Source organism: Butyrivibrio sp. XB500-5 (assembly GCF_003625505.1).
Lineage (GTDB): Bacteria > Bacillota > Clostridia > Lachnospirales > Lachnospiraceae > Butyrivibrio.
In genome coordinates this window covers 231934-243941 of record NZ_RAIS01000006.1, presented here as the reverse complement: position 1 = coordinate 243941, position 12008 = coordinate 231934, and the positions used below count along the sequence as shown (strand labels likewise).

10 protein-coding genes are annotated in these 12008 nt (G+C 42.4%); 9 read left to right on the top strand and 1 reads right to left on the bottom strand.

Annotated features, from left to right (window positions below):
- Positions 1-44 precede the first annotated feature (44 nt).
- The 8 genes from D6856_RS12090 to D6856_RS12055 all read left to right on the top strand — a co-directional run bounded on the left by D6856_RS12090 (position 45) and on the right by D6856_RS12055 (position 10196).
- Positions 45-1772, top strand: coding sequence for a sensor histidine kinase (locus D6856_RS12090; RefSeq protein ID WP_120687089.1), 1728 nt, complete (start codon positions 45-47; stop codon positions 1770-1772).
- 9 nt (positions 1773-1781) lie between these two features.
- Positions 1782-3377, top strand: a complete 1596-nt coding sequence (locus D6856_RS12085) for a response regulator (protein ID WP_120687088.1) — start codon at positions 1782-1784, stop codon at positions 3375-3377.
- 109 nt (positions 3378-3486) lie between these two features.
- On the top strand, positions 3487-5025 hold the full coding sequence (locus tag D6856_RS12080) for an ABC transporter substrate-binding protein (protein ID WP_120687087.1): 1539 nt from the start codon (positions 3487-3489) through the stop codon (positions 5023-5025).
- A gap of 35 nt (positions 5026-5060) precedes the next feature.
- A complete protein-coding gene (locus tag D6856_RS12075; RefSeq protein ID WP_092248853.1) occupies positions 5061-5975 on the top strand; it encodes an ABC transporter permease in 915 nt (304 codons plus the stop codon).
- Between the two features lie 10 nt (positions 5976-5985).
- Positions 5986-6870: a carbohydrate ABC transporter permease gene (locus tag D6856_RS12070; RefSeq protein ID WP_243114086.1), complete on the top strand. Its 885-nt coding sequence runs from the start codon at positions 5986-5988 to the stop codon at positions 6868-6870.
- Positions 6871-6988: 118 nt separating this feature from the next.
- Entirely contained in the window at positions 6989-8368 is a 1380-nt protein-coding gene (locus D6856_RS12065) for an ABC transporter substrate-binding protein (RefSeq protein ID WP_120687086.1), read from the top strand.
- Positions 8369-8481: 113 nt separating this feature from the next.
- Complete coding sequence (locus D6856_RS12060) at positions 8482-9369, top strand: carbohydrate ABC transporter permease (RefSeq protein WP_120687115.1); 888 nt, start codon at positions 8482-8484, stop codon at positions 9367-9369.
- Positions 9366-10196 carry a carbohydrate ABC transporter permease gene (locus tag D6856_RS12055; protein WP_120687085.1) on the top strand — a complete coding sequence of 277 codons (831 nt, stop codon included), beginning with the start codon at positions 9366-9368 and terminating at the stop codon, positions 10194-10196. The genes D6856_RS12060 and D6856_RS12055 overlap by 4 nt, the downstream gene beginning before the upstream one ends.
- A gap of 31 nt (positions 10197-10227) precedes the next feature.
- Here the strand turns inward: D6856_RS12055 and D6856_RS12050 are convergent, their stop codons facing one another.
- Complete coding sequence (locus D6856_RS12050) at positions 10228-11061, bottom strand: helix-turn-helix domain-containing protein (protein WP_158588930.1); 834 nt, start codon at positions 11059-11061, stop codon at positions 10228-10230.
- A 104-nt stretch (positions 11062-11165) separates the two neighbouring features.
- On the opposite strand from D6856_RS12050, the gene D6856_RS12045 reads away from it, so the two are divergent.
- Positions 11166-11999: a Nif3-like dinuclear metal center hexameric protein gene (locus tag D6856_RS12045; RefSeq protein ID WP_120687083.1), complete on the top strand. Its 834-nt coding sequence runs from the start codon at positions 11166-11168 to the stop codon at positions 11997-11999.
- Positions 12000-12008: the final 9 nt, after the last annotated feature.

Sequence of the window (12008 nt, the reverse complement as noted above, 5' to 3'; positions counted from 1 at the left end):
GTGGCTATTATAAGATTATAAGCAGATTATGAGGGCGTTCCCATATGCGCATTAAGAGCGAATCTTCGGTCATTCGTAAGACCATAATATTCATAGTTATCCAAAGCATTCTTATTGCTGCCGTTTTTGGAGTGTACGTCAACAATTCGTACAGAAACATCAGGAGTTCGCAGGTTTCTTCGGCTGAGAATCTTGTTGAGGTGTATGGGCGCGAGCTGGACAATAAGATACAGTACGCCGACATGCTCCTTGAGCAGATGATCTACAAAAACGACAATTACAGCATGCTTAAGAGTGGCAAGGAATCCGACAGATACTACGCCTCCGTCAGGTTAAAAGAGATGATGGAAGAGGCGGTATCAGCCAATCAAAACAAAGTTACTTTTGTTATCGCGGAGAGTACCTACAATACTTGTCTTGATTTTTCCAACACTACAATAAGCTATAAAGACAGGGATTATCTGAGATCTTTTACCATGGAAAAAGCGTCTTTGGGACGCGCGAAAGCCGACTGGAAGATTGAAAAGATAGGAGATGCATCATACCTTTATAAGATTTACGTATGGCAGAATGAAGCGGCGGCCGTATATATTTCCATGAATAGTTTTTTGGGGACAGGTAATACAGGTGACCTCTCAGAGATGGCGATTGTGCTTTACGAGCCCGAAAGCAAGGTGATCTGGGGGATATTTGGTGAAAAGCCGGGTGACGTCAAGGAGGGAGATAAGCTTGTTGATATCACGGAATTTGCCCCCAGGGGAAAAGAATATGTGCTCGGCGCCGAGAACTACCGCATAAGAGCGTACGCCAAGGAGACTTTCAGCTTTAAATTCCTTCAGCTTGATGTATGGGCGATGCTGACGATTATCCTGATCCTCTTTGCTTATACAATGTTCATGATAAGACACCTTAGAAAGAGCATCATAAAGCCGGTCGGAAAGCTTCAAAGAAACATGGAAAAGATACAGCTCGGCGACTATGAGCTTAGAATATCCGATGAATTCCGAAGCAAGGAGTTCAATCTTTTAAAGAACACGTTCAATAAGCTTATGGATGAGATCATGGGACTTAAGATCAAGTCTTATGAGAAGCAGATAACGCTTCAGGAGACCGAGCTTAAAGCGGTTAAATTACAGATAAGACCTCACTTTTTCCTGAATGCGATGACAACTATATCAAGTCTTTCTCAGCAGGGCAAAAATGAGGAAATAAGGCGCTACATAGACTCTTTATCCAAGAACATAAGATATATGTTCAGATCGGGACTTCATACGGTTACGCTTGATGAAGAGATAAGGCACGTCGAGAACTATTTTGAAATGCAGGAGCTTAAATATCCGGGCTGTGTCTTTTTCTACATTGATGCAGCGGACGATGTAAGAGACTGGAATATCCCGCAGATGCTCATTCATACGGTGATCGAGAACGAGTACAAATACGCCGTCGACATTAACTCGATGCTGACGATCCTGATCAAGGCAGAACCGGTAAAAAGAGATAACGAGGAAATGCTTAGGATCGTGATTGAGGACGACGGAAGCGGATACCCCGAGAATATCCTTGATGAATTTAACAACAGCTTATCGACTACACCTAAGGACGGAAGCAGAGTGGGGCTCTTTAGCATCAAGAGAATTCTTGAGATCATGTATGAACGAAACGATCTTTTTGAGATCAGTAATATCGAGCCGCACGGCTGTAAGAATACGATGTATATTCCGAGAACGCCCAAACACGAAGTGGATGAGCATGCAAGGATAAACATAGATTAAAGGAGCATTATGAGAGTACTTATTGTTGATGATGACATTGCAACCGTTGATGTCATCAGGGATACCGTGGATTGGTCATCACTTGATGTGGACGATGTTTTCATCGCGTACAATATCAAAGAAGCCAAGAAAATCCTTTCGGATGAGCCTATCGATATTGTCATCAGTGACATTGAGATGCCTAAGGGAAGCGGTATTGAGCTTTTAAAATGGTATAGGGAACAGGAACTTGACGGAGAGTTCCTCTTTTTGACGTGCCATGAAAGCTTTGATTATGCTACAAGTGCAATGAAACTCCACGTTTTTGAGTATCTCCTTAAGCCCTTTGATGTTCATGTTATGGAGGCGACGCTCCGCAAGATGATCGGTGATCTTTTGGACAAAAGAAATATCAAAGAAACCAGCGAGCTTGGCAAGTGGGCAAAAAAGAACACAGCAAGGCTCTATAACAATTTCTGGATGGATATTCTTACTTCGAAGATCTCGCCGAGTGCTTCGGATATAGAAAAAGAAATAGCTTCAAGGCGACTTGATGTTGACCCGAAGGGCCTTTACAGACTCGTTGTATCAAGGCTTTCAGGTATTGAAAAAGACAGAGAAATGATAAGTATAAGCCTCATTCTCTTCATTCTGGAAAATATCCACATGGAAGTCCTTTTGGGCGATCCGCAGGCTAATTTTATAACCGGTTTTGAAGTCGGCGGAGAAGTGTTTATCGTTTCAATCGTGCCCGTGGAAGAAGGAAAAGAAGAGCTGTCCAAAAGAGATATCTTAGAAAAATCCAAGGTCCTTCTTACGCAGCAAAAGAAGATATTATTCTCTGAGATGACTACATGCATCGGAAGATGTGTCCAAATGCATGAGTTTTACGATGCATATCAGACAATAAAAGGCCTTATCCAAAAGAACGTATCCTATTTCGGAACAACGTTTTGCGAGGAGGATGTGGCTCAAAATCGCAGCTCATTGGGGATAAACCTTGATTCTGCGAAGCTTGAAGCGCTTCTTTCATCAAATAATAAGATGGAATTTATGAGCATTATCAAAACCAGCTTAAACGAGACTTCCAAGGGCAATGCACTTACCGATGATGCCCTGAACAGGCTTGTTAAAGAAATTCAGCAGATCGTCTATACATATCTTGGCAAAAAACAGATCGGAGCTATCGGGCTTATTGAGGATGAAAACCTTGGTAAGCTTGAAAAGAATGCGACAAAATCTGTTATCGACATGATAAAGTGGGCAAACTATCTTCTTGATGCCACATTTGAGTATGAGAAAAAAATTCTGAAGAGCTTCACTGTTTGTGATAAAATAAATGCGTATATTCGTCAACATTATAAGGAGCACATCGGTCGAAATGAGATAGCGGAGGAGTTTTTCCTTGCTCCCGAGTACCTTTCCAAGGTCTACAAGAAAGAAACCGGTATCTCGATCAATGAAGCTATAGCCGCTTGCAGGGTTGAACAAGCCAAGCTCCTGCTTGACAGGGGAGAGAGAGTCAGCGACGTCGCAGAAAAGGTGGGGTTTGACAACTTTACCTATTTTTCCACTACATTCAAAAAGCTTGAAGGAGTATCACCGACAAAATATAGGAAAAAATAACCGGAAATATGGTAAGGCGTTTTTTTGAAAATTAATATCGCTTTTTTTAAAGAATCACTTTTTTTCGAATGATAATCTTAAACCATCAAAAAAGGGAGGTTCTATTATAATGAAAAACGTAAAACGTATTCTGGCATTAGTTCTTACAGCAGCAATGGCATTCACGGCTGTTGCATGTTCAGATCCTACGGCACAGCCCGACGCGGGTTCTACAGATGCCGCAGTTTCTAAGGAAGACGGGTCTTATGACCAGGTCACCTATGCTTATTGTACTTTCAATAATATTCCCACAGAAGAAGATCTTGATGAGGTTGAAGAAGCCATCAACAAGATAACAAGAGAGAAGATCGGAGCAGAGATAACTCTTATGCCCATTCAGATCTTCGAATATTCCAGCAAGATCAATCTTGCACTCCAGGGCGGAGAGAAGATTGATATCTTTGAATCACTCGGTGATTTCGGTTCATATGTTTCAACTGACATGTGCTACGACATCACTGACATGATCGATACCTATGCTCCCGGTGCAAAAGAGATAGTCGGTGACAGCTGGCTTGAAGCTTGCAAGTCAAACGGAGTTCTCTACGGTATCCCCACTATGAAACCTATCGCGCTTACACCCATGCTCATCTATCGTCAGGACATTGCAGACGAGCTTAATATTGACATGAGCAAGGTTAATTCAATCGAGGATGTAACTTCTGTTCTTGAAACAGTTAAAGCAGGACATCCCGATATGATCCCTCTTGCGGCCGTTCAGACAGGAGAAATCGGACTTTCAACAAACTACGGCGAAGTTGATTTCCTTAACGATGACAGATATAAACCCATCGGCGTACTTATGGGTGATGATCTTACAGTTACAGATCTTTACGGAACAGACAGATTTAAGGATCTTTGCAAGCTTGTAAGAGGCTGGTACAACAACGGTCTTGTTATGCAGGATGCCGCTACAACCAACTCAGCCGCTGCAGAGACAATGAGTTCAGGTAACTACTTCGGATATCTTGCCGCATACAGCTATCCCGAAGAGGATACGGCAGTTTCACTTGAAGCTCAGGTTGCAGGTTATGACCTTGGAGCAAAGATCATCGGTGATGCTTACCTTTCAACAAGTGATATCAATGCGATCACATTCATGATCGCATCAACTACAGATGTTCCCGAAGCTGCTCTTAAGTTCCTTGACCTTACATACACAGATCCCGAGGTTATCAACCTTCTTATCTACGGTATCGAAGGAAGAGACTATGTAAAGAACGCTGACGGCTCCGTATCTTATCCCGAGGGACAGGATGCTGCTACAGTTCCTTACACAGCACAGCTTTCATGCGGAACACTCGGAAACTTCTTTAACATGTACCAGATGGGCGTAGCTAACCCTGATTCACTTCAGTGGGAGCTTGATCAGAACAAGAACGCCAAGACTTCACCCGCTATGGGATTTACCTTTGATTCAAGCAATGTAAAGACTCAGTACACAGCGGTACTTAACGTAATATCACAGTATCTTCCCGGACTTATCTGCGGAAGCCTTGATCCCGACACAGAGATAGATAAGTTTATCCAGGCTCTTAACGATGCGGGATATCAGGATATTCTTAACGAGAAGCAGGCACAGCTTGATGCCTGGAAGGCTTCCAAGTAATGACTTTGGATGGTAAAGGAGTGAAAGAGACACCTATGAAAAGCAAAAAGAAGAGGTTTAAAAATCTGCCCCTTTCTTTGATAGCACTTCCCGGAGTGATATATCTTCTTATAAACAACTACATACCGATGTTCGGAGTATTTCTGGCATTTAAGAAATACAGCTTAAAGAAGGGAATCTTCGGAAGCGATTTTTGCGGATTTGATAATTTTAAATTCCTCTTTAAGACTAAAGACGCATTCATCATGACAAGAAATACGGTGCTTTATAACATCGCATTTATCATCATAGGAACAATACTTGCGATAGCCGTTGCCATCATGATGTGTGAGCTCGGAGACAGAAAAAGAGTAAAAGGCTTTCAGGCTCTTTTGCTATTACCCAATCTTTTATCCTGGGTTGTTATAGGATTTATAGTTTACGCATTTTTAAATGCGGATTCAGGCTTTTTAAACAATACCGTACTTAGGACACTGGGGATAAACCCCGTGTCCTGGTACGCTACAACGGGTCCCTGGCCGGCAATTCTTATCATAGTTTTCCTATGGAAAAATATGGGTTACCAGTCAATCGTTTACATGGCCAGCATATCCGGAATAGATAAATCTATCTATGAAGCAGCCGCTATAGACGGAGCGGATAAGATGACACAGATCTTTAAGATCACGCTTCCATTACTTAAGCCTACGATAATCACACTTGTGCTTATGTCTATAGGAAGAATTTTCTATTCCGATTTCGGACTTTTTTATCAGGTTCCTCAAAACTCAGGTGCACTCTTTAACGTAACACAGACTATCGATACCTATGTTTACAGAGGACTTATGGAACTAAATGACGTCGGAATGTCTGCTGCGGCGGGCCTTTATCAGTCATTTGTCGGCTTTATCTTAGTTCTTTTGGCTAATTTTACTGTCCGTAAGATCGACCCGGACAATGCACTTTTCTAAGGAGATGGAGATGACAGAGAGTAAAACATTTAACAGAGTTTCCACGATCATACTGACTATTCTCGTAGTATTCGCCATGCTCCCGATAGTTTTGATAGTAATGGCTTCGTTTACGGCAGAGACCGCACTTGTAAGAGACGGATACAGATTTATCCCCAAAGAGCTCAGTCTCAATGCCTATTACTACATGATCAAGCAAGGAAGACTGATACTTAGATCATACGGAATATCATTCCTTGTTACCTTTGCCGGAACCGCGATCAGTGTGCTTCTTACAACAATGCTCGCATATCCGATGTCGAGGAAATCATACAAATACAGAAACGCACTGGCGTTTTTTGTATTCTTCACAATGCTTTTTAACGGCGGAATCGTACCTTCATACATCATGTGGACAAGATTTTTCCATATCAAGGATACGATCTGGGCTCTTATGATCCCTAACTACCTTGTTACCGCTTTTAACGTAATACTTGTAAAAAACTATTTCCAGAACAGCGTTCCCGATTCTCTTATAGAAGCGGCGCAGCTTGACGGTGCAAGTGAATTTAAGATCTTTTTCAAGGTCATGCTTCCACTTGCGATACCTGCTGTCGCTACGATAAGTCTTTTTACGGGAATAGCTTATTGGAACGACTGGACCAACGGTCTTTACTATGTAAATAACGAGAAGTTCTACAGTATTCAGCAGCTTCTCATGAAGATAATGAGTAATATCCAGGCGCTTCGTTCAAACTCGAACGCATCACTCCTCGGAACAGGCGCTGTAGAGCTTCCGAGTACTTCGGTAAGAATGGCTATGGCGGTTATCGGAATACTCCCGATTGTCATTATTTATCCTTTTGTACAAAAATATCTTGTAAAAGGCGTAATAGTCGGCGCCGTTAAGGGATAACAAAAAGATAATTTTTGACAATCCAAAGGTTAAATAAGGGAAAGAACGAAAAAGGTTTTGTTAATACAATCAAATTAATAAAAAAACCGGGGTATTTCAAAAAGGAGGATACTTATACATGAAAAAGAAATTATTATCTATGGTTATGGGAATCTCCATGATCATGACAGCCCTTGCAGGATGCGGAGTTAAGAGTGCAGACTCATTTGCTCCTTCAGAGGATGCAACTCCTGCACAGGATGCTCAGGCAGCACCTTCCGAAGCTGCAGCTCCTTCAGAGTCTTTGGAGAATGTAGAGATCTCTTTCTACACAACAGAGACAGGTAAGGATCAGATGTTCCAGGACATCATCGCTGAATTCGAGAGAATCAATCCCAATATCAAAGTTGAGTACATCGCTGCAGGTGATGATCAGCTTCAGCAGTGGATGGCTCTTTATGCTAGTAACGAAGGCCCTACAGTTTCACTTATGGATCCCATAAACATCTGGGAGAACCAGGAGAGAATGCTCGAGCTTACAAATGAGCCCGTTATTGCAAATATCGAAGAGAACGCTCTCAGCACAATGACATTTGACGGCAAGATCTACGCTGTTCCTCAGACAGCTGCAGGCGTTGGAATCCTTTACAACAAGGAAGTTTGCGACAAGGCAGTAGGCGGAGATTTCGATCCTTCAACAATCAAGACAAGATCAGACCTTGAGGATCTCTTCAAGAAGATCGAGGCAACAGGCGTTGACGCTACATGCTTTACAGGTGTTAACTGGTCACTTGGTTCACACTGGCTTTGCCAGGCATACGGCGGTGCTATCGGATCAACACAGGACAGAGTTGATTATGTAAACAGCATCATCGAAGGAAAGACAAAAGAAATCGACAACGAAGTATTCAACGGTTATATGGATACATTCGATATGATGGCTAAGTACAACCACAATGCTGCAGATCCCCTTGTAGGAGATGTTAACATTGACGCTCAGGCACTTGCAGCAGGTGAGTGCGGAACATGGTTCATGGGTGACTGGGCTTGGACTTTCCTTGGACCTATCGTTTCAGAAGGTCAGGAGTTCGGACTTCTTCCCGTTCCTCACAGTGATGACCCCGGCGACGTTCTCAACCAGAGCATTGCAACATCTTATGCTAAGGGTTACTGCATCGACAAGAGCCAGAATACAGAGGCTCAGCAGGCTGCAGGCCTTAAGTTCATCGAGTTCATCACATCAGATACATATGCACTTGAGCAGATGGTTAAGGTAACAGGACAGGCTCTTCCTTACAAGAACTGCCAGGCAGAGATCGAGAGCCCTCTTGGTCTTGCAACAGCGAACTACATCGCTCAGGGTCTTACATATGACTTCTATGGAACACCCAACCTTGCTCCTTCAGACATCTGGTATGAGTGCGGAGCATATATGTGTGAGTATCTTGCAGGTCAGTCAGACAGAGCTACACTTGCAGCAAAACTTGACGAGTACTGGTCACACCAGGAGAAGAGATAATCTGTTAAACCCACCGGTTCCCGCGGACGGAAGTAAGTTCCTTCGCGGGGCTTCGCCGGAAAAACAATAAAGCGGGGAGTCGAGTGCTTCCCGCTTCTTTAAAAGGAAAAACTATGACTAAGAATTACAGAAGAAGATTAAATGATATCTTTTGCTTTTCGGGCTTTGGACTTCCGGCTCTGATCATCTGGGCGAGTGTTGTCCTTGTTCCTTTTATCTATGGAATATGGATCACATTCACCGATTGGAACGGACTTGCCATGCAGATCAATTATGTCGGGATAAAGAATTATCTTGATGTATTTTCCGATGCGACCTTTATCACGTCTTTTGTTAAGACGGTTATCTACGCATTGTTTACGGTTATTGCAAGTAACCTTATAGGGTTTCTTCTCGCACTTGCCGTTACAAGCGGAATAAAGGGACAGAACTTTTTCAGAACAGGATTTTTCACTCCCAACATCATCGGTGGAATCATCCTCGGATATATCTGGAATTTCATCTTTTCTTATGCACTCACGGCTTTCGGTAAGAGTATAGGAGTGGAGTGGATGAAGACTTCATGGCTCACCAATCCCACAAGAGCTCTTATAGCACTTATCATCGTAAGCGCTTGGCAGCTTTCCGGATATCTTATGGTTATCTACATCGCGGGCCTTACAAGTGTTCCCAAAGAACTGATTGAGGCTGCCTATGTTGACGGAGCAACTGCTTTTGAGGTTGTTAAGAACGTTAAGCTTCCTCTTATCAAGAACTCTACAGCGATCTGTATCTTCCTCTCCATATCAAGAACATTCATGTCCTTTGATATGAACCTCTCACTTACAGCCGGAGGACCTTACAAATCAACAGAGCTCATCGCATACAAGATTTATCAGACGGCGTTTACCAGCATGGAGTTCGGTAAGGGCCAGGCACAGGCGATCGTACTTTTCGTGATCGTTGCCGTTATTTCACTTTTACAGGTTTATTTCACAAGGAAGGGGGTAGATGAACAATGATGAAAAGAAAAGATAAAAAGACTCTTTTATTTGTCGTTACTGCAGTTATTCTCATCCTTTTCATGGTTCCGTTCTTTGTGCTTATAAACAACACATTTAAACCTACACCTGAATTTATAAAGGCACCTTTTGCACTTCCCAAGAACTTTACACTTGAGAACTACAGCATTGCCATTGTGAGAATGGACTTTTGGAAGGCACTTTCCAATACAGCTACGATCACTGTTCTCACAGTTATCTTTAACATGTTCATCGGAAGTATGACGGGATATCTTTTTGCAAGAAAAAAATGGAAATTGAATAAGATCGTATTTGGAATGTTCCTTGCTTCAATGGTCGCGCCTTTCCAGGTTTACATGATCCCTCTTGTAAAGATCTATGCGGGAGTTTTCGGACTTTCCAACAACCTTCTTATGGTTGTATATATCGCGGTAGGACTTAACCTTCCGTTTGCCGTATTTCTTTATAAGGGATTCACTGAAGGAATTCCGGAAGAGCTTGACGAAGCTGCAAGGATTGATGGCTGCGGATTTGCACTTACATTCTTCAGGATAATAATGCCTCTCTTAAAACCTATTATTATCACTGTAACGGTGTTCGTTGCAATGGGTGTTTGGAACGACTATCTTATGTCGAGTCTTTTCCTTACAAAGTCTCATTCCAAGACACTTGCGATCGCCATAAAAACATTCCTTACCAATCATTCGGCTGAGTATTCACCTATGATGGCAGGACTTTTACTTGGAATTCTTCCTGTACTTGCCTTTTATCTGATAGGACAGAAGTACATCATTGAAGGCGTAGTAGCCGGAAGCGTAAAGGGATGATATAGGAAGCACATAAGGCGCTCCCTAATTGTTATGATTCAGATTTATGCTTACTTTGCATAAAAGCGCCGGGCGTGCATCCGTAGAGCTTTTTAAAGGTTGTGATAAATGATTTTACATTGGGAAAACCATTCTCGAAAGCGCAGTCCGTAAGATTGGTCTTTCCCGATGACAACTGCTCTGCGGCGTGACTTGCTCGTACAAAATTAAGGTATGAATGGAAATTCACACCAAGAGACTCCTTAAAGAGTCTTGAGAAATAAGTCGGATTGTATTTGAAATGATCGGCCATTGTTTCGTAGGAAATATCCTCGCGATAATGATTTTCGATATATTCGGTAAAGCGGACGGTCACATCGGAACTGTTCATACCGGCTTTTGAAGATTCTCCTTCGGATTTGCAGAACTTATAGAGAATACCCAAGAGTGCATAAGTATTGCTCATAAGAAGAAAAGGATAATCTTCATCATTCGGATCTAAGTTGTAGACAACCTGAGCAATCTTCTTGATCTCTTTTGTCACCTGCTTATTTCCGGGATTAAAAAAGAAAAGATTCTTTCCAAGCCATTTCTCAATGAATGGATTGGAGATGATAAAGCTGATACCTGTGAAGTGGTCGTTTAAAGACAGATAACTGCAGGAATGAAGCTCGCAGCTGTTAACTAAGATCCAATCGGATTCTTTCATGTCAAAGTGACTGCTGCCCGTATTAAAACGAATATTGCCGGTCAGTGTGACAGTAAGCTCAATGCTTCTGTGCCAGTGAAGCGGTGAATAGATAAGATTGCCGTCCAGATCGTGACGATAGACCTGCACGGGAAGCAAACTGAAAATATCGTTATTGGATTCATAAAAATCTGTCATGACAACCTCCGAATTACAACATAAATATGATAGCACAATTCTTCTTCGGGGTGTCATAAAGATAATCAGATAAGATTAGATAAGAGAATAGGATGGTATAGCACATGACCGTAAAAGAACTTATCGAAGAGATCATCGTTAAGAGCGGGAGCAAGAGATTTTCTTATGAAGAGACCTGCGACCACCTTATTATCGGTGATGAAAACATGGAAATAACCGGTATAGTCACAACTTTTATGGCTACCGTAGATGTTATAAATGAAGCTGTCAAAATTGGTGCCAACATGATCATAACTCATGAGCCCACATGGTTTACGGGAATCGACAAAGAGGACTGGCTAAGAGACGATCCCGTTTATCTTGAGAAAAAGAAGCTTCTTGAAGATAACAAGATCGCCGTATGGAGATTCCACGATCATATGCATGCGGGAACCGAGGACGGCATATACAGAGGTTTTGATGAGGAATTTGGATGGGCTGAGTACAGAGAAATACCGGATCCCGACAGTAAGATGAGCTGGTTTGGAGCAACTTATGTAATACCACAGACCACACTATCGGACCTCGCAGGATTTTTTAAGGATAAGCTTGATATGAATGTTGTTCAGCTTGTCGGAAATCCCGATATGAAGGTAAAAAGAGTCGGCGTACTGGTAGGCGGAGGAAGCCTGGGACTTGGAACCGAAAACCTTCCCATGATCTATATGAAGGAAAGAAACATCGACGTATGCGTATGCGGAGATATCACGGAGTGGACGCTCTCGGCATATGTAAGAGATGCTTCTCAGCTTGGAATGAATAAGGCGATGATCGTTATCGGACATGAGAGAAGCGAAGAGTGCGGAATGAAACATCTTCCCGCTTGGCTTAAGAGTATCACGGGCGACATCCCCGTTACTTTTATAGACGCAAAAGAGCCTTTTACATACCTTGTATAAACAAAAAGG

Excerpts from the sequence above, each read along its gene's own strand:
- D6856_RS12050 (WP_158588930.1), bottom strand. The coding sequence starts at position 11,061 with ATGACAGATTTTTATGAATCCAATAACGATATTTTCAGTTTGCTTCCC.
- D6856_RS12085 (WP_120687088.1), top strand. The coding sequence starts at position 1,782 with ATGAGAGTACTTATTGTTGATGATGACATTGCAACCGTTGATGTCATC.
- D6856_RS12080 (WP_120687087.1), top strand. The coding sequence starts at position 3,487 with ATGAAAAACGTAAAACGTATTCTGGCATTAGTTCTTACAGCAGCAATG.
- D6856_RS12055 (WP_120687085.1), top strand. The coding sequence starts at position 9,366 with ATGATGAAAAGAAAAGATAAAAAGACTCTTTTATTTGTCGTTACTGCA.
- D6856_RS12065 (WP_120687086.1), top strand. The coding sequence starts at position 6,989 with ATGAAAAAGAAATTATTATCTATGGTTATGGGAATCTCCATGATCATG.
- D6856_RS12060 (WP_120687115.1), top strand. The coding sequence starts at position 8,482 with ATGACTAAGAATTACAGAAGAAGATTAAATGATATCTTTTGCTTTTCG.
- D6856_RS12075 (WP_092248853.1), top strand. The coding sequence starts at position 5,061 with ATGAAAAGCAAAAAGAAGAGGTTTAAAAATCTGCCCCTTTCTTTGATA.
- D6856_RS12090 (WP_120687089.1), top strand. The coding sequence starts at position 45 with ATGCGCATTAAGAGCGAATCTTCGGTCATTCGTAAGACCATAATATTC.
- D6856_RS12045 (WP_120687083.1), top strand. The coding sequence starts at position 11,166 with ATGACCGTAAAAGAACTTATCGAAGAGATCATCGTTAAGAGCGGGAGC.
- D6856_RS12070 (WP_243114086.1), top strand. The coding sequence starts at position 5,986 with ATGACAGAGAGTAAAACATTTAACAGAGTTTCCACGATCATACTGACT.